This window comes from Streptomyces sp. NBC_00669, from assembly GCF_036226785.1.
Lineage (GTDB): Bacteria > Actinomycetota > Actinomycetes > Streptomycetales > Streptomycetaceae > Actinacidiphila.
In genome coordinates this window covers 7,024,766-7,041,014 of sequence record NZ_CP109018.1, presented here as the reverse complement: position 1 = coordinate 7,041,014, position 16,249 = coordinate 7,024,766, and the positions used below count along the sequence as shown (strand labels likewise).

At 73.9% G+C, this 16,249-nt stretch carries 17 protein-coding genes; 10 read left to right on the top strand and 7 right to left on the bottom strand.

What is annotated here, in order from left to right; all coding sequences use genetic code 11:
* Positions 1–2 precede the first annotated feature (2 nt).
* Both OG896_RS29695 and OG896_RS29690 read left to right on the top strand, forming a co-directional pair.
* Positions 3–959, top strand: coding sequence for an ABC transporter ATP-binding protein (locus OG896_RS29695; RefSeq protein ID WP_329370266.1), 957 nt, complete (start codon positions 3–5; stop codon positions 957–959).
* On the top strand, positions 956–1,828 hold the full coding sequence (locus tag OG896_RS29690; protein WP_329370264.1) for an ABC transporter permease: 873 nt from the start codon (positions 956–958) through the stop codon (positions 1,826–1,828). Before OG896_RS29695 ends, OG896_RS29690 begins: the two co-directional genes overlap by 4 nt.
* Before the next feature lie 158 nt (positions 1,829–1,986).
* Here the strand turns inward: OG896_RS29690 and OG896_RS29685 are convergent, their stop codons facing one another.
* Together OG896_RS29685 and rpmG are read right to left on the bottom strand one after the other, a co-directional pair.
* Positions 1,987–2,247 (bottom strand): type B 50S ribosomal protein L31, encoded by a 261-nt coding sequence (locus OG896_RS29685; protein WP_329370262.1) that lies wholly within the window; start codon positions 2,245–2,247, stop codon positions 1,987–1,989.
* Positions 2,248–2,252: 5 nt separating this feature from the next.
* Positions 2,253–2,417 carry a 50S ribosomal protein L33 gene (rpmG, locus tag OG896_RS29680; protein WP_328463179.1) on the bottom strand — a complete coding sequence of 55 codons (165 nt, stop codon included), beginning with the start codon at positions 2,415–2,417 and terminating at the stop codon, positions 2,253–2,255.
* 139 nt (positions 2,418–2,556) lie between these two features.
* Between rpmG and OG896_RS29675 the strand changes: the two genes are divergently transcribed.
* The 3 genes from OG896_RS29675 (at position 2,557) to OG896_RS29665 (ending at position 7,987) form a co-directional block, all read left to right on the top strand.
* A complete protein-coding gene (locus tag OG896_RS29675; RefSeq protein ID WP_329370261.1) occupies positions 2,557–4,527 on the top strand; it encodes an ABC transporter ATP-binding protein in 1,971 nt (656 codons plus the stop codon).
* Positions 4,524–6,452, top strand: coding sequence for an ABC transporter ATP-binding protein (locus OG896_RS29670; protein ID WP_329370259.1), 1,929 nt, complete (start codon positions 4,524–4,526; stop codon positions 6,450–6,452). Before OG896_RS29675 ends, OG896_RS29670 begins: the two co-directional genes overlap by 4 nt.
* 335 nt (positions 6,453–6,787) lie before the next feature.
* Positions 6,788–7,987 carry a serine hydrolase domain-containing protein gene (locus tag OG896_RS29665; protein WP_329370258.1) on the top strand — a complete coding sequence of 400 codons (1,200 nt, stop codon included), beginning with the start codon at positions 6,788–6,790 and terminating at the stop codon, positions 7,985–7,987.
* A gap of 39 nt (positions 7,988–8,026) precedes the next feature.
* Here the strand turns inward: OG896_RS29665 and OG896_RS29660 are convergent, their stop codons facing one another.
* Positions 8,027–8,659, bottom strand: a complete 633-nt coding sequence (locus OG896_RS29660) for an NAD(P)-dependent oxidoreductase (RefSeq protein ID WP_329370256.1) — start codon at positions 8,657–8,659, stop codon at positions 8,027–8,029.
* Positions 8,660–8,942: 283 nt separating this feature from the next.
* Positions 8,943–9,944, bottom strand: coding sequence for an EamA family transporter (locus tag OG896_RS29655; RefSeq protein ID WP_329370255.1), 1,002 nt, complete (start codon positions 9,942–9,944; stop codon positions 8,943–8,945).
* 45 nt (positions 9,945–9,989) lie between these two features.
* Here OG896_RS29655 and OG896_RS29650 point away from each other — a divergent pair, with 45 nt between their 5' ends.
* From OG896_RS29650 to OG896_RS29635, 4 genes are all read left to right on the top strand, one after another.
* On the top strand, positions 9,990–10,682 hold the full coding sequence (locus OG896_RS29650) for a MarR family winged helix-turn-helix transcriptional regulator (RefSeq protein WP_329370253.1): 693 nt from the start codon (positions 9,990–9,992) through the stop codon (positions 10,680–10,682).
* Between the two features lie 167 nt (positions 10,683–10,849).
* The gene (locus OG896_RS29645; protein ID WP_329370250.1) at positions 10,850–12,130 is read left to right on the top strand and encodes a serine hydrolase; all 1,281 of its coding nucleotides are present in this window, start codon (positions 10,850–10,852) and stop codon (positions 12,128–12,130) included.
* A 168-nt stretch (positions 12,131–12,298) separates the two neighbouring features.
* Positions 12,299–12,493 carry a helix-turn-helix domain-containing protein gene (locus OG896_RS29640; protein ID WP_328463190.1) on the top strand — a complete coding sequence of 65 codons (195 nt, stop codon included), beginning with the start codon at positions 12,299–12,301 and terminating at the stop codon, positions 12,491–12,493.
* Positions 12,494–12,500: 7 nt separating this feature from the next.
* On the top strand, positions 12,501–12,971 hold the full coding sequence (locus OG896_RS29635) for a Clp protease N-terminal domain-containing protein (RefSeq protein WP_329370248.1): 471 nt from the start codon (positions 12,501–12,503) through the stop codon (positions 12,969–12,971).
* Between the two features lie 145 nt (positions 12,972–13,116).
* Here OG896_RS29635 and OG896_RS29630 read toward each other — a convergent pair whose 3' ends face one another.
* Positions 13,117–14,124, bottom strand: a complete 1,008-nt coding sequence (locus tag OG896_RS29630) for an NADPH:quinone reductase (RefSeq protein ID WP_329370246.1) — start codon at positions 14,122–14,124, stop codon at positions 13,117–13,119.
* Between the two features lie 165 nt (positions 14,125–14,289).
* On the opposite strand from OG896_RS29630, the gene OG896_RS29625 reads away from it, so the two are divergent.
* Positions 14,290–14,736, top strand: a complete 447-nt coding sequence (locus OG896_RS29625) for a group II truncated hemoglobin (RefSeq protein ID WP_329370244.1) — start codon at positions 14,290–14,292, stop codon at positions 14,734–14,736.
* A 141-nt stretch (positions 14,737–14,877) separates the two neighbouring features.
* On the opposite strand, the gene OG896_RS29620 is transcribed toward OG896_RS29625, so the two are convergent.
* Both OG896_RS29620 and OG896_RS29615 read right to left on the bottom strand, forming a co-directional pair.
* Positions 14,878–15,246, bottom strand: a complete 369-nt coding sequence (locus tag OG896_RS29620; RefSeq protein ID WP_329370242.1) for a hypothetical protein — start codon at positions 15,244–15,246, stop codon at positions 14,878–14,880.
* 132 nt (positions 15,247–15,378) lie between these two features.
* Positions 15,379–16,248 carry a Gfo/Idh/MocA family protein gene (locus tag OG896_RS29615; protein WP_329374365.1) on the bottom strand — a complete coding sequence of 290 codons (870 nt, stop codon included), beginning with the start codon at positions 16,246–16,248 and terminating at the stop codon, positions 15,379–15,381.
* Between the last annotated feature and the right edge of the window lies 1 nt (position 16,249).

Genomic DNA, 16,249 nt, shown 5'->3' with positions numbered 1-16,249 from the left:
CCATGATCGAAGCAACGCACTTGACCAAGCGCTACGGTGCCACGGTCGCCGTCGACGGCTTGTCGTTCCGTGTACGTCCGGGACGGGTCACCGGCTTCCTCGGCCCGAACGGGGCCGGGAAGTCCACCACCCTGCGGATGATCCTCGGCCTGACCGCCCCCAGCGGCGGCACCGTCACGGTCGACGGAGTGCCGTTCGCCGACCGCCCGCGCGGGCTGCGGCACGTGGGGGCACTGCTCGACGCCCAGGACGTGCACGGCGGGCGCAGCGCCGCCGCGCACCTGTCGGCGCTGGCACGCAGCAACCACATCCCTCGCGGCAGGGTCGCCGACGTGCTGGAGGAGATGGGGCTCGGCAAGGCCGCCGGGCGGCGCATCGGCGGCTTCTCGCTGGGCATGAAGCAGCGGCTCGGCATCGCGGCGGCGCTGCTCGGGGAGCCGCGGGTGCTGCTGTTCGACGAGCCCCTCAACGGCCTTGATCTGGAAGGTGTGCTGTGGGTACGCGGCCTGTTCCGCCGGCTCGCCGCGGAGGGCCGCACGGTGCTGGTCTCCAGTCACATGATGAGCGAGATCGAGCACACCGCCGAGCAGGTCCTGGTGATCGGGCGCGGCCGGCTGATCGCCGACGAGCGCCTCGCCTCCCTGTCGGGGGCAGCGCACGGAGCTGCGGTCGTCAGCGTGCGCACCGCCGACGTGGCGGCGCTGACGGCGCTGCTGGCGGAGGAGGGCGCGACGGTGCGGCAGGCGTCCGAGTCCGAGGAGGCGGTGGAGGTGTCGGGGCTGCCCGCCCGCCGGATCGGCGAACTCGCCGGGCGCCATGGCCTCACGCTCTACGAACTGGCCACCAGGTCGTCGTCGTTGGAGAGCGCCTTCCTGCGGTTGACCGCCGACAGCGTCGAGTACCCGGCGGGGCCACCGGCCCGGACCGGGGCCGGGCACCAGACGGGAGGGACCCGATGAGCTCAGCGTCCCTTGCCGTGTCCGGCGATCCGCTCCTCTCGGCGGCCGGGGGCGGGCCCCGGCCCCGGTTCACCGACCTCGTCGCCGCCGAGTGGATCAAGCTGCGGTCGCTGCGGTCGACGTACTGGGTGCTCGCGTCGTGCGTCGTGGTCGCCGTCGTGGTCAACCTCAACGCCGTCCGCTCTGACTTCACCTACATCGACCACCCGCCGCCACCGATGCCGGGCCGCGGGCCGGTGACGTACGACCCGATCTTCCACGGCCTGAACCAGATCTCCGCCGACCTGGTGATGCTCGCGGCGGCCGTGGTCGGCGCGATCACCGTGTTCGGCGAGTACGCGACCGGCATGGTCCGTACGACGTTCGCGGCGGTGCCCGACCGGCGGGCGGTGGCGCTCGCGAAACTGGTCGTGGTCACCGCGGTCACGCTGGTGATGGGGACGACGGTGTCCACGGTGTCCTTCTTCGGCAGCAACGCGATGCTGGCCTCGCGCCATGTCGGCCTGTCGATCACCGATCCCGGGTGCGTACGCTGCGTCGCCGCGTATGCGCTGATCGCGCCCGTGTGCGCGCTGGTCGGCATGGCACTGGGCGCTGTGTTCCGCCACGCGACCGCCTCCGTCGTCGCGGTGGTGGCGCTGCTGTTCCTGGTGCCGCTGCTGTTCGGGGGCGACCGCTACAAGCTGCTGCGGCAGATCGGGAACACGCTTCCGGGCGACGCGCAGAGTCGGCTGGTCGCCAATCCGGCGGCGCCGATCGACTTCGGGAAGTACCCGGCGTCGGTGCACGGTTCGTGGATCGCGCTGGCGGCGTGGGCGGTCGTGTCGGGGGTCGTCGCCGTGGTGGTGATACGGCGTCGCGACGTCTGAGGACTCCGGGTGCCAGGGCATGCTCCGGGTGCCAGGGCATGCTCCGGGTGCCGGGACATGATGCGGCCCGGCACGTCGGACGTGCCGGGCCGGGTTCCTGCTCCGTCCGAGGGCGGCTTGGCGCGGGTGCGCGCCCCGGCGGTGGGGCGGCAGGGGCCTCACCGCTCTTCGGGTGCCGCGTGGCCGTAGCGGCGGTTGAACCGCTCGACGCGGCCGGCGGAGTCCATGACGCGCTGGGTTCCCGTGTAGAACGGGTGGCTCGCCGACGAGACCTCCACGTCGAAGACGGGGTAGGCACGGCCGTCGGTCCACTCGACGGTGCGGTCGGTGGTGAGCGTGGAGCGGGTCAGGAAGGCGTGGCCGGAGGCGCGGTCGCGGAAGACGACGGGGCGGTAGGCGGGGTGGATCGCAGGCTTCATGGTGTTCAGCGCTCCTCACGGAAGTCGACGTGTCGACCCACGACGGGGTCGTACTTGCGGAGGGTCATGCGGTCGGGGTCGCTCCGGCGGTTCTTGCGGGTCACGTAGGTGTAGCCGGTGCCCGCGGTGGACCGCAGCTTGACGACGGGACGCAGTTCGTTTCTGGCCATGCCCCCACTATACGACTTTGGTTTTCATTTTCAAGGTCTGAGCGGGATCAGTTTCGCGGCGGCGGGTGTGGCCGGTCAGCGATACTGCTTGGCTTCATGGTGCGCGTACGCCACCGGACGGGCCTTTAGGGTCGGTCTGGTGACAGTCGACGCCCCACCGATACCGCCGCAGCCGACCGCTCCCTCTCCCGCCGCGCCCCCGCCGGCGGCACCCGCGGTCGAGTGGCCGTCGTCGCGCGCGCTGCTGTGGGGTGCGCTGCGGGCGCGGCGTCGGGACCTGGTTGCCGCGTCGGCCCTCTACAGCTCGCACCAGCTCGGCGAGTCGATGGTGCCGGTGCTGGTCGGCGCGACGGTGAGCCAGGCCGTCGCGGGCGGCGGGCGGTGGGCGATCGCGCTGTGGCTGGGTGTGCTCGCCGCGGACTTCGTGCTGCTGTCGCTGTCGTACCGCTTCGGCGCGCGGGCGAGCATGCGGGCGAAGCAGCACACCGGGCACGTGGTGCGCATGTGGGTGACGGAGCGGGTGCTGCGCCCTACCGGCGGCATACGGCTCGCCCCCGGCGACCTGCTCACCCGCGCGGCGAGCGACGCCGGCCGGGTCGGCGCGTTCGCCGGGATCGTCGCGCAGACGGTGGCGGCGGTGGCGGTGCTCGCGGTCTCCACGGCGCTGCTGCTGTGGTTCTCGCTGCCGCTGGGAGCGGTGATCCTGCTCGGCACGGCGCTGCTGCTGGTCGTGCAGGACCGGGTCGCACGGCGGTTGCGGCGGCACAGCGGAACCGAGCAGCACGAGGCCGGGCAGGCCGCGGTGCTCGCGGAGGACCTGGTGCGCGGGATGCGCGTGCTCAAGGGAATCGGGGCGGAGCGGACCGCGGCGGAACAGTACGGGCGGGCCAGCCGGGCCGCGTTGGGGGCGTCGCTGCGGGCGGTGTCGTCGCAGTCGCTGCTGTCGGCGGTGGGAACGGCTTTCACCGGCGCGTACTTGACGGTGATCGCGGGAGTGGGCGGGTGGCTCACACTTTCGGGTCGAATGGGTTTGGGGGAGTTTGTGGCGGCTTTGGGATTGGCAAGATTCGTGGTGGGACCGATGCAGGTGGTGTCGGGGGCGAGCGCGGCGTATGCGCGGGCGGTGGCGTCGGCGGGGCGGGTGCTCGAGGTCGTGGGGATGCGGGAGGAAGTGCGGGACGGCTTTCTCCCGGGTGAGTGGGCGGAGGGACAGGGGGCGCGGGTTGTGGTGGCGGGAGTCGAGGTCGGTGGGTTCGCGGGGGTGTCGTTCGTGGCTGGGCGTGGGGAGTTGACGGGGTTGGTGGTCGATGTGCCCGGGTTGGCCGGGCGGATTCCGGGGTTGCTGGTGCGGGAGGGCGAGCCCGGGGCGGGACGGATCGAGATCGGTGGAAAGGAGGTGGGCGAGGTGCCGTTGGAGGAGTTGCGGGCCCGGGTGCTGGTGTCGCCGCATGATGCCGTGCTGTTCCCGGGCACCATCGCGGAGAACATCGCGCTGCTCGCGCCCGACCCGAAGGCCGCGGAGCGCGGCACCTGGGCGGCGTTCGCGGACCAGGTGATCGCCACGGTGCCCGGTGGCGCGCAGGCGCCCGTAGGAGACCGTGGGGAGAGCCTGTCCGGCGGGCAGCGGCAGCGCGTCGCCCTCGCCCGCGCTCTGGCGGCGGCCCCGCCGGTGCTGGTGCTGCACGACCCGACCACGGCCGTGGACGCGGCGACGGAGGACCGAATCGCCGGCCGCCTGCGCGAGTTGCGGGCCCGCGACGAACTGACCTCGCTGCTGGTCACCACCAGCCCCGCGCTGCTCTCCCGCTGCGACCGGGTGTTCTTCCTGCACGCCGCCGCGCCGGAGGAGGTGGCCGCAGCCGGCCGCGGAAGGGACGGCGCCGCGGCGGAGGGCCGCACCAAGCAGGGCCCGACCGGCCCCGGCGACACGGGAGTTGCCGACGGCGGTGCCGTACGACCGCGCGGCAAGGATCGCGACACTGGCGACCCCAGCCCCGAGGGCGAGGGGTCACCGCCCGAACCGGCCGTCACCCTGCTCACCGCGGACAGCGGCACCCATGCCGGCCTGATGCGGGACAACGCCGCCTACCGTGAGTTGCTGACCCGATGAGCGCCGCCGGTTCCACCGTCGCCCCCGCCACCGGCCCGGCCGCCGCATCCGCCGCCGAGCGGCCGCTGCTCCCGGTCGCCGACAGCCGCCGCACCCGCGGGTATCTGCGCGCCGCGCTCCGCCGACGCCGTCTGCTGCTCGCGGCGACCACGGCCGTGATGGTCGCCGAGAGTGCGCTCGGCCTCGTCGGCCCGATCGCCATCGGCTGGGTGACGCAGGCGGTCGTGGACGGCCGCGGCACCTCCGCGGTGATCGGACCGGTGGCCCTGCTCGCCGCCGCGGCCGTCCTGGGCGCGCCGGCCACCTGGGCGTCGAACGTCCTGCTCGCCCGCGTCGTGCTGCCCGAAGTGGCCGACCTGCGTGAGGAGGTGGTCGGCACCGCGCTCGCCCTCCCGGTGGACACGGTGGAGGCGGGCGGCAGCGGCGACCTCGTCTCGCGCGTCTCCGGCGACGTGGAGCGCGTCACCGAAGCGGCGCAGGGCGGATTCGGGAGTTTCGTGACCGCGGCCCTCGCCATCCTGGCCACCCTGGTCGGACTGGCCTCCCTGGACTGGCGGTTCGCGATCGCCGGGCTGCTCGCGGTGCCCCTGCAGGCGCACACCCTGCGCTGGTACCTGCGCACGTCACGCCCGATCTACGCGGCCGGCCGCACCGCCGAGGGCCACCGCACCTCCGCTCTCCTGGGCGCCTTCGCCGCGCTGCCGACCGTGCGGGCACTGCGGCTCGGCGGCCGCCAGTACACCCGCGTCGAGGACGCGTCCCTCGCCGCGGCTCAGTACGAGTTCAAGGCCACCCGCACCGCCACGCGCTTCTTCGGGCGGCTCAACGTCGCGGAGTTCATCGGTCTCGGCGCGATCCTGCTCGCCGCGTCCGTACTGGTGCGGTCCGGCACGGCGAGCGTCGGCGCCGCGACCACGGCCGCCCTCTTCTTCGTGGGGCTCTTCGACCCGATCAACGCGGTGCTCGGCGCGTTCGACAGCGTGCAGCAGGCGGCGGCCGGGCTGGCCCGCCTGATCGGGGTCCTCGACGCGGCGCCCGCGAAGGCGGCAGCGGTGGCGGGGAACGCATCGGATTCCGCGGCGGAGCCCTCGTCGAAGTCCGGGCCGACGCCTGAGCCCGTGCCCGCACCCGGTGTTCCGGCGGGGGAAGTCCGGCCGGGCGAGGAGGCGGGACAGGAGTCGCGCTCCGGGCGGGGGCCCGTCCTCGGACTCGACGGCGCGGACTTCGGCTACGGCGACCGGCCTGACGTCATTCACGACGTGAGCGTGCGCATCGAGCCGGGTCGGCATGTGGCGGTCGTGGGCACCACCGGCTCCGGCAAGTCCACGGTGGCCACGCTGCTGGCGGGGCTCCGTACACCCCGGCGCGGCACCGCGGCGCTGGACGGAGTGCCGCTCGCCGACCTCTCCCCCGCCGAGTTGCACCGCAGGGTGGCCCTCGTCACCCAGGAGACCCACCTGTTCGCCGGCACCGTCGCCGCCAACATACGGTTGGCGCGGCCCGACGCGTCCGACGCGGAGGTCACCGCCGCCCTCGACGCGGTCGGCGCGAGCGGATGGGTCGACGCGCTGCCCGACGGCGCCGCCACCGTGATCGGCGCCGGCGGCCACCACCTCGCCCCCAGCCAGGCCCAACACCTCGCCCTGGCCCGGTTGTTCCTGCTCGACCCGGAGGTGGTCGTGCTCGACGAGGCCACGGCCGAAGGCGGCAGTGACTCGGCACGGCTGCTCGACACCGCCGCCGCCACGGTCCTGCGCGGGCGCGGCGCCCTCCTCGTCGCCCACCGGCTCTCGCAGACCGCCACCGCCGACACGATCCTCGTCATGGAAGGAGGACGGGTTACCGAACAGGGCACCCACGAGGCGCTGCGCGCGGCCGGCGGAACGTACGCGGCCCTGTGGGACGCCTGGTCGCGCCCCAGCTGACACCCACTGACACCCACCCGCACGGCGGTTCGGTTGCGACCAGGAGGTTCCGGCCAGGTGGCCACGGCACCTCGGTTCCGGCACCTCGGTTCCGGCCGCACGGTTCCGGCCACACGGTTCCGGCCGCTGCCCCGGGCACGGGGACGCGCCGTGCCCCTCCCGGACCGCTGACGCTCGCTCAGCCGAGGAAGTGCCCCAGCGTCGGGGGATCTCCCTACCCCTCCCCCGGGTGGCAGCCGCATCGCACATCGGCGGGCGCGGCGCTTGACTCGACGTGTGGTGCCCGTGAGGGACACGGGCGAGCCGAGTGACGGGGGAATGCGATGCGGGTTGCGGTGACGGGGAAGCGGACGGTCGTGGTGGCGTGGGTGGTGGCGCTGGCCGCGTCGGCGCTCGCGGCGGTGCCCGCGGGGGCGGATACGCGTGCGGGCGGCGGTTACTCGGCGGCGGACCTGCGCAAGGACCTCGCGGCGGTACGGGCGGCCGGGGGCGGGGACATCAACGTGGTGGCGCGGGTGGACCGGCGGGGCGAGGGCCCGCTGCGCGCGAGGTACGGCACGGCGGGGGTCGGTTCGAAGGCGTCCGTGCCGTGGGAGCCGGAGTTCAGGGTGGCGAGCACCACGAAGACGTTCACCGCGGTGGTGGTCCTCCAACTCGTCGCCGAGCACAAGCTGTCGCTGGACGACACGGTCGACCACTGGCTGCCCGGGGTCGTCAGCGGCCATGGCAACGACGGCCGCCTGATCACCGTGCGCGACCTGCTCCAGCAGACCAGCGGGATCTACAACTACGTCGAGGACCCGGACGTCCAGGACCGCATGATCAACCACTTCGACGAGAACCGCTTCGACGACACCCCGCCCGAGCAGTTGGTCGCCATCGCGATGAGCCATCCGCCGCTCTTCACGCCCGGCGGCGGCCGCTGGGCCTACTCCAACACCAACTACCTGCTGGCCGCGATGATCGCCGAGAAGGCGAGCGGCGGCCAGGACTGGCGGGAGCTGGTGGAGCACCGGGTGATCGCGCCGCTCGGCCTGCGCCACACCTACATCCCCGGCGCCGACCCGTATCTGGTCGGCCGGCACGAGCGCGTCACGATCACCGGCCCGGACGGCAAGCCCGTCGACCTCACCGACCAGAGCCTCCAGCACACCGCCGACTCGGGGGTCGTCAGCACTCCCGGCGACCTGAACACGTTCTTCCGCGCGCTCGCCTCCGGCACCCTGCTGCCGGCCGCCCAACTGGCCGAGATGCGTACCACGGTCCCCTACGACGACCTGCCCGTGCCGCCCGCCGGCACCCAGGGCGGTTACGGCCTCGGGCTGCGCGTCGTCCCGCTGACCTGCGGCGGTACCTACGACATGCACGAGGGCGACGGTCTCGGCGTGTACACCCGCCCGGCCGTCTCCGCCGACGGCCGCCGCGCGGTGACCGTGTCGATCACGACCACCACGGCCCTGATCGACCAGGACAAGGTGAACCGCGCGGTGGAGACGCTGACCGACCACGCGCTGTGCGACCGGGCGTCGTCGTAACGGCCTTGCGAATGAAGGCGTGTTGGGGCGCCGGCCTGATCAGTAAGCGGCCGTGAACCGGCACTGGTGGTGCTCGGGGTCCTCGGCCTCGTCCAGCAGGACCACCGCGAGGTCTTCGTACGAGAGCGCCGAGACGCCGTGCTGGTCGGTCACCAACTCGTCTGCGCCCAGGCGGTATCGGCCGGTGCGCTCACCCGGCGTGAGGAGGGCGGCGGGGCTGAGGTAGGCCCAGTCGGCGAGGGGCGCGGCGCGGCAGCGGTCGAGCTGTTCGGCGCCCGCGCGGGCGATCGGCAGCCAGTCGGCGGGGAAGTCGGGTGCGTCGGCGACGGTGCCGCCGGACGGGACGGTCAGGGTGCCGGCGCCGCCGACCACCAGCAGCCGCGCTCCGGTGACGGTCACGGCGGCGAGCAACACCTCGGTGGCGAGGACGAGTTCGCCCTCGCGCCCGGGCGCGGGCCGGGTGGCGGCGATCACGACGTCCTGGTCGCGGGCCGACTCCGTTGCCGAGGCGGCGGACAGGGCGTCTCCGACGCGGGCGCGGGCGCCGTCGGGCAGTTCGGCGAAACGGGCGGGCGACCGTACGACGGCGGTGACCGCGTGCCCTCGGGACAGCGCCTCGACGGTGATCCGGCGGCCGGCGGCTCCGGCGGCCCCGAAGACGGTGATACGCATGGCTGACTCCATCGGTTGGGAAGGGGCGGGTGGGGAGCGGAGTTCCGCGGGGGCCGGCCGGTCGAACCGTTCCGGGAGGCCGGGCGGGCGACGTACGGGAGCGGGTTCCGGAGTACGGGAGTGCCGGAGTACGGGAGTGCCGGAGTACGGGAGTGCCGGAGTACGGGAGTGCCGGAGTACGGGAGTGCCGGAGTACGGGAGTACGGGAGTACGGGAGTACGGGAGTACGGGAGTACGGTGCGGCACCGGCCTCCGGGTCGACTCGCCCTCGCGGACGGTTCGTTCAGGGCCCGAACCGCCGACCGGACGGTTGTGGCGCGGCGGCGGCCTGGACCGGACCTCCGGATGAGGCACACGAGACGTGCGAGGTGCGCGAGGCAGACGAGCCGGCCGAAGTACGCGAGGCACCCGAAGCACCCGGGTCCAACGGCTTGGCCCTGGGCCGTACTTGGGCGACCACCAGCGCACCCAGGATCAGCGCGGCGCCCGCCGCCTGCGCAGCCGTCAGCTCCTGTCCCAGCGCCAGCCACCCCACGACGGTGGCGACCACCGGACTGAGCAGGCCGAGGAAGGTCACGTTGACCGCGGGGAGTTCGCGGATGCCGCGGAACCACAGCGCGTACGCGAGCGCCGCACCGACCAGCGCCAGATAGCCGTAGCCGAGGACGTTCCCGGCGGTCGGCGCGGGCGGCGGGCCCTCGACCAGCAAGGCGACGGGGAGCAACAGCAGGCCGCCCGCCACGAGTTGCCAGCCGGTGGCGGCGAGCAGCGGCGCGGGCGCGGGCCAGCGCTTGCTGAGGACGACCCCGGTCGCCATCACCACGGCGCTGCCCAGCGCGGCGGCGATCCCGAGGCCGTCGAGGCGGGCGCCGGACCTGAGCACCAGCAGGCTGACGCCGAGCACTCCGGCCACGCCGGTGAAAGCGGTGCGGGCGGTGAGCCGGTCACCGAGCAGCGCCGCGGAGAACACCGCGACCAGCAGGGGTTGCAGCGCGCCGACGGTCGCCGCTACTCCGCCGGGCAGGCGGTACGCGGCGATGAAGAGCAGCGCGAAGAAGGCGCCGATGTTCAGGGTGCCGAGCACGAGCGAGCGCCACCACCACACCCCGTGCGGCAGCCGGCGGGTGATCGCCACCAGCAGCAGACCGGCCGGCAGCGCGCGCAGCACGCCGGCCAGCAGCGGCCGGTCCGGCGGCAGGTATTCCGTGGTGACGTAGTAGGTGGTCCCCCACACGCTGGGGGCGAGCGCGGTGAGCAGGACGATCCCCGCCCGGTTTCTTAGCACTAAGAGAAAGTATCTCAGCGCTAAGAGATTGGCTAGTGTGATGCCATGACGCACACGGAGCACGGCGACGACGGCGCCGACGGGCAGCCCGGCGAAACAGGACCAGGACCAGGAACGGGAACGGGAACCGGAGCGGCGGCGCCGGAGCCCGAACCCGAACCCGAACCGAAGACGGAGCGCACACCCACACCCGCACCCGCACCCGCTTCCGCGCCCACACCCGCTGCCGCCCGCGACCACGTCGACCTCGTACTCGACCAGTGGTCCCGCCGCCGCCCCGACCTCGACGCCTCCCCCATGGCGGTGATCGGCCGGCTGAAGCGGCTGACCCGCCTGCTGGAGGGCGAGTTGCGCCGCGTCTTCGCGGAGCACGGCCTGGACGCCGCCTCCTTCGACGTCCTCGCCACGCTCCGCCGCAGCGACCCCCCGCACCACCTCACCCCGGCCCAGCTGATGCAGGCCGCGATGGTCACCTCGGGCGCGGTCAGCCAGCGCCTGGACCGGCTGGAGGCGGCGGGTCTGGTCGCCCGCAGCCGCAGCGCGGCCGACGCCCGCGTGGTCCACGTCCGGCTCACCGACCAGGGCCGCGCCTTGATCGACGAGGCGCTCCCGGCCCACGTGGCCAACGAGCACCGCCTGCTCGCCGCCCTCGACACGGACGAACGGGACGCCCTGGCCGACGCGTTGCGCACCCTCTTGCTGTCCCTCGGCGACGGGACCGGCGACGGGACGGCGTGACGCCACCCCGGGGCCGGTGCGCCGATCGTCACGGCGGGGACACCCGGCGACAACACTTCGCGCATAGCGTCGGCCGTTGTCCGCAGGCGCCTCGCGGGGGGCGTGTCTCAGACGATTGCCACCCGGCTCTCAGGGGAACCCCAGAATCCCTTCCTACCGTCGGCGGCATGGAAGAGCACAGACCGTTGGCGGACCGCGAAGGCGGGGGGTGGGCGGCCATGGCCGGCACACACGACGACGGTACGGGCGCGGCGCCGGGCGGACCGGTGGCGAAGGAAGGCGCCGACCGCTCCGACGCCCCGGAATCCACCGGCACCCTGGACGCCGGCGCCGAGGATGCCGACCCGGCCGAAATACCCGACACACCCGCGGCACCCGACGCGCCCAAGGCGCCCAAGGCACCCATCACGCCCACCGCACCCGAGCAGACGGCACCCGATCAACCCGAGCCCGAATCCGACCCCTTCCCCGCCCGCCCCTGGGTCCGCCCCCTGCTGATCTCCGTGACCGCCCTCGCCGTGATGGCCGTCCTCACCCTCGCCACGATCGTGCAGTCCCCTTCCGCGAAGGCGGGCTCCGACACCAGCCCGACCGCCGACACGACCGTGCCGACCGCGACCACCACCACTTCCGCGACGCGGTCGACGCCTCGCGCCACCGCCACCGCCACGACCACCGCCACGACCACCTCGTCGGCCACCGCCACCGCGGCGAAGACCACCACCTCGCCCGACGCCGCCGTGACCACGGCAGTCCGCGCCCTCGGCGTCAGCGGCCACGTGTCCGTCGCGGTCACCGACGCGGACGGCGGCGCCGCGGCCACGTACGAGACCGGCGCCGCCTCGTACGACACCGCGAGCATCGTCAAGGTGGACATCCTCGCCACGCTGCTGCTCCAGGACCAGCACGCCGGCACCCGGCTGACCGCCGCGCAGCGGACCCTGGCGACCGCGATGATCGAGCGCAGCGACAACGACGCGGCGCTCGACCTGTGGCGGACCATCGGGCGGAGCGCGGGGCTGGCGGCCGCGAACAAGACGTTCGGGCTGGACGACACGGTCGGCGGCGAGGGCGACCTGTGGGGGTTGACCCAGACCACCGCGAGCGACCAGATCGCCCTGCTGCACGCGGTGTTCGACAGTGACTCGCCCCTTTCCGCGTCCTCGCGCGCGTACGTCTCCGGGCTGATGAGGTCCGTGATCGACGGCGAGCGCTGGGGCGTGTCGGCGGCCGACTCCGACGACTCCGGCTACGCGCTGAAGAACGGCTGGCTCCAGCGCAGCGCCACCGGGCTGTGGGACATCAACAGCATCGGCGAAGTGACGTACGACGGGCATCGGCTGCTGGTGAGCGTGCTGTCGTCCGGGCAGAAGTCCGAGCAGGGCGGCATCGACCAGGTCGAACGGGTCGCCCGCGCGGCGGCGCAGGCATACGTCGACGCCGCCTGACTCCGCCCCGCACCGCCGCCCCGCGCCGCCGCCCCGAGCCCGCATCCCGCATCCCGCATCCCGCAACAGGCCGCCCCAGGCCGCACCAGGCGCCGCCACGGCCACCACCCCCACCCGTCTGTCAGTCTGCGTTGACACCCCGATACTCGTCAATCTAAACTGACGCGCATGGACCTCACCGCGGTCATCGACTCGGACGACCCCTCCGTCGGCCTGCGTGCCGTCGGCGCCCTGCACCGGCTCGCCGAGCAGGTGGAGGCGACGCACGTGGCACTCGCGAGGCGCGAGGGGTGGTCGTGGGAGCAGATCGGGGACGCTCTCGGGGTGTCCCGCCAGTCCGTGCACGCCAAATACGGGAAGTGAGACGGCCATGTCGGAAAGCAGCACGGCACCACGGCTCAAGCCGGTGCTCGGACTCGCCCGCATCGAAGCCGAACGGCGCGGCGACCGCAGGATCGGCACCGACCACCTGCTGCTCGCGCTGATGCACTTCCCGAAGGAACCGCCCGCGCGGGCGCTGGGGGCGACCCTCGCCGAAGGGCGGTCCGCGATGGACGCGATGGACCGTGACGCGCTCCGCGCGATCGGCGTCCACCTGGACATGCCACTGGCCCCGCCGCCCACACGGGGCAACCGGCGACTGCCGCTCAACTCCTCGGCGCGTTCCGCGGTCGGCGAGTCCAAGCGGTTCGCCGACCGCGAGGGCAAGGGACGGCGGATCGAGCCACGCCACCTCCTGCTGGCGCTGCTCACCGCCCGGCACCCGGACCCGGCGGCGGATCTGCTGAGCGCGCTCTCCCTGGACCCGGACGGGGTCAGGCAACGGCTCGCCGCCACCTGACCCCGTACGACCTCCGCGCGCGCCACGCCGTAAGCGCACCGTCCTCGCGCCCGCCCGCGCGCACCGTCCTCGCGCCCGCCCGCGCGCACCGCCCCCACGCCGCCCGCACGCCCTCCGCGAAACGGCTACACCGCCTGCGAACTCCCTACGACGCCACGTCGATCAGCACCTTGCCGACCGCCCCGTCCCGTACCGCCTCGTGTGCCTCCGCGGTGCGCTCCAGCGGGAAACGGTGGAACGGCAGCCCCACCTCCGGGCCGGCCCGCAACGCGCCGTCGGCGAGCGCGGCGGAGATCGCGGCCACGGCCTCGTCCTTCGCCTCGTCCGGCACCGTGTAGAGCAGCAGCCCCTGCCAGCGCAGGTTCGTGAACATCGAGGGGCGGACCGGCACGACGAACTCCTGGGAGTCGTCCGCGTAGAACGCGATCACCGCGTTGTTCGCGGTGACGGCCGCGTCCAGCTCCACGTTGTGCGCCGGGGCGACCTCGACCACGATGTGCACGCCGTCGGGCGCGATCCGGCGGATCTCGGCCGCCGCGTCCTGCTCGCGGTAGTTGACGACGTGGTGGGCGCCGGCCGCGGTGGCCAGCGCGGCCTTCTCCGGGCCGCTGACCGTGGTGATGACGGTGGCGCCGGCCCAACGGGCGAGCTGGATCGCGGCGTTGCCCACCGCGCCCGCGCCGCCGGCGACCAGGACCGTACGCCCGTCGAGCGCGCCGGGGGCCAGCCGGGTGGGGCCGTACTCCGCCACGGTCAGTGCGCGGTGGGCGGTGATCGCGGGCACCCCGATGCTGGCGCCGAGGTCGAACGACGCACCGTCCGGCAGCGGTACGGCCTGCCGGGCCGGCACCGTGGTGACCTCCTGCGCGGTGCCGTCGGGCCGCCGGTGGGCCGACTCCCACAGCCACACCCGCTCGCCGACCCGCTCGGCCGGTACGCCCGCGCCGACCGCGTCGATCACGCCGGAACCGTCCTGGTTGGGCACCTGTGGCCGTTCCGGCTCCGTGCCCTGCCGCGACTTCCAGTCCGTCGGATTGACTCCGGAGACCCGGACCTTCACCCGCACCTCACCGGGCCCGGGTTCCGGCACCGGCCGGTCGGTGAGGGTGAGTACGTCGGGTCCGCCACTGGTGGTGTAAACGATGGCCTTCATGATCAGTGCAAACTACTCCCGCCGCGCTTCTCTTCCCGGCGCGGCGCGACCACGGAACGGCACTTGCCCTCGTTCGCCCCCTCCTCGCGGAAGCCGCTGCTCCGTTTGGTGCGCTCGCGGCGAAGCCGCGTGCTCCCGGCCCTCCCCGGAACGAGGATGGGACACATGCCCGAGCAGCCGAGCTTCTACGACGCCCTCGGCGGTGCCGACGCCCTGCACCGCCTGATCGACTCCTTCTACGACCAGGTCCTCCAGGACCCCCTGCTGGCACCGGTCTTCGCCGACTTCACGCCCACCCACGTCGAGCACGTGGTGGTGTGGCTGTCGGAGGTGTTCGGCGGCCCCGCGGAGTACAGCGCGAAGCTCGGCGGCCACCACGCCCTGCTCTCCCACCATGTCGACCTCGCGATCACCGAGGAACAGCGGGCCCGGTGGGTGGAGTTGATGCTCGCCACGGCCGCGAGGGAACTGCCCGCCGACGCCCTGCTGCAGCGGCGCTTCGCGGAGTACGTCGAGTGGGGTACGCGCATCGCGAAGTCGGTGTCCCAGCCGGGCGCGACGGTGGGCGACCCGGGGCCGACGCCGCGCTGGGGGTGGGACGGGCTGGACTGAGCCCACCGCGCCCCGTCACCCGCATCCCGTGGCCGACGACCCGCGCCCAGTCACCCGCATCCCGTAGCCGGCGACCCGCGCCCAGTCACCCGCATCCCGTAGCCGGCGACCCGCGCCCCGTGGCCCGTCACCCGCTGTCGGCTACATCGACGGCTCGGGCAGCTCCACCCGGTCCGCCGTCGGGGCGATCCGCGGGCCGCGCGGCACATAGCTGCCCGACGCCCCGCCGTGCCCCCGGTGCACCAGAAGCCCGGCCAGCGGGTCCGGCACCGCGTCGAGCGCGGCCCGGGTGCCGGGGAGCGAGCGCCACCACAGCCACGACTCCTCCGTCAGGAAGGCGACTTCGAGCACGACGCCCCAGCTGTGCGTGTACCACTCCCACTGCGTCGCGCCGTTGGTCACCAGCGACTCGGCGAGCGCCTGGGTGTGGGCGTCGCGCCATGCCGCGGCGGAGATCTCCGCGTGCTCGGCGTCCATGACCTCGATCGACCACCAGTCCGCAGCGTTCATCCTTCGACGATAGGCATCGGCCACGGTGTCCGGTAGGGGTGCAACACGCCCTGACCGTGATCCTTTTCGCCCGGGTGCGCTCTTTGCGCGCACCCGGGCGGAATTGCCCCCTGGAACCGGAGGCCAGAACCCCTACGAGCCGAGCGCTTCCTCCGCCGCGGCAAGGATCTCCGTGACCCGCAGCCCGAACCGGGCGTCGCACGGGTGCGGCTCCGCGGCGGTCAGCGCGTCGATCGCGCGCGCCATCGCGTCGGTCGCCGGGCCGCTGACACCGTCGGGAAACGTCGCGATCCCGGGCGCGCCCCGGAACTCGATCGCCACGCCGGCGCCGGCCGGCGGCGAGGTCAGCGTCAGTACGGAGGTGCTCGACGCGCCGGAGTCGTGCCGCAGCGTCAGGTGGACCAGGTCGCCCGGGCCGCGGGCCGCGTGCACCTCGGTGGCGTCGCCGAGCACCGGCAGCAGCACCGACAGGGCGTGCGGGCCGACGTCCCACAGCCCGCCCTTCTCCCGCCGCCACGGCGAGTCGGCGTACGGGCTGGTGTCGCCGCCGAAGACCGCGCCGTACCAGTCGGCGCGGCCGGTGAACCACTGCCCGGCCGCGGCCTGGCGCTCCAGCCACCCGGACGCGCCGGCGTCGAAGCGCAGCGTGAAGAACACCACTGAGCGCACCCCGGTGGACTCCACGGCCGCGACCACCTCCCGCGCGGCCTCGACGGTCTGCGCGAGCGGCTTGTCCAGCAGCAGGTGGCGTCCGGCCCGCGCCGCCTTCGCGGCCAGCGGTGCCTGGAGGGACGGCGGCAGGGCGATCGCCACCGCGTCCACGTCGTCGATCAGCGCGTCGGGGTCCCCGTACGCGCGCCCGCCGAACTCCCGCGCCAGTTGCTCGGCCGCCTCCGGCCGGCGCCCCCACACCCCGGCCAGTTCCACGCCCGGGTGGGCGGCCAGCGCGGGTGCGTGCGCCTTCGACGCCCACGGGCCGGTCCCGAACAGCCCCACCCGCAGC

Bases quoted from the DNA above. Each gene is read 5' to 3' on its own strand.
- OG896_RS29695 (WP_329370266.1), top strand. From the start codon at position 3: ATGATCGAAGCAACGCACTTGACCAAGCGCTACGGTGCCACGGTCGCC.
- OG896_RS29690 (WP_329370264.1), top strand. From the start codon at position 956: ATGAGCTCAGCGTCCCTTGCCGTGTCCGGCGATCCGCTCCTCTCGGCG.
- OG896_RS29685 (WP_329370262.1), bottom strand. From the start codon at position 2,247: ATGAAGCCTGCGATCCACCCCGCCTACCGCCCCGTCGTCTTCCGCGAC.
- rpmG (WP_328463179.1), bottom strand. From the start codon at position 2,417: ATGGCCAGAAACGAACTGCGTCCCGTCGTCAAGCTGCGGTCCACCGCG.
- OG896_RS29670 (WP_329370259.1), top strand. From the start codon at position 4,524: ATGAGCGCCGCCGGTTCCACCGTCGCCCCCGCCACCGGCCCGGCCGCC.
- OG896_RS29660 (WP_329370256.1), bottom strand. From the start codon at position 8,659: ATGCGTATCACCGTCTTCGGGGCCGCCGGAGCCGCCGGCCGCCGGATC.
- OG896_RS29650 (WP_329370253.1), top strand. From the start codon at position 9,990: ATGACGCACACGGAGCACGGCGACGACGGCGCCGACGGGCAGCCCGGC.
- OG896_RS29645 (WP_329370250.1), top strand. From the start codon at position 10,850: ATGGAAGAGCACAGACCGTTGGCGGACCGCGAAGGCGGGGGGTGGGCG.
- OG896_RS29640 (WP_328463190.1), top strand. From the start codon at position 12,299: ATGGACCTCACCGCGGTCATCGACTCGGACGACCCCTCCGTCGGCCTG.
- OG896_RS29635 (WP_329370248.1), top strand. From the start codon at position 12,501: ATGTCGGAAAGCAGCACGGCACCACGGCTCAAGCCGGTGCTCGGACTC.
- OG896_RS29630 (WP_329370246.1), bottom strand. From the start codon at position 14,124: ATGAAGGCCATCGTTTACACCACCAGTGGCGGACCCGACGTACTCACC.
- OG896_RS29625 (WP_329370244.1), top strand. From the start codon at position 14,290: ATGCCCGAGCAGCCGAGCTTCTACGACGCCCTCGGCGGTGCCGACGCC.
- OG896_RS29620 (WP_329370242.1), bottom strand. From the start codon at position 15,246: ATGAACGCTGCGGACTGGTGGTCGATCGAGGTCATGGACGCCGAGCAC.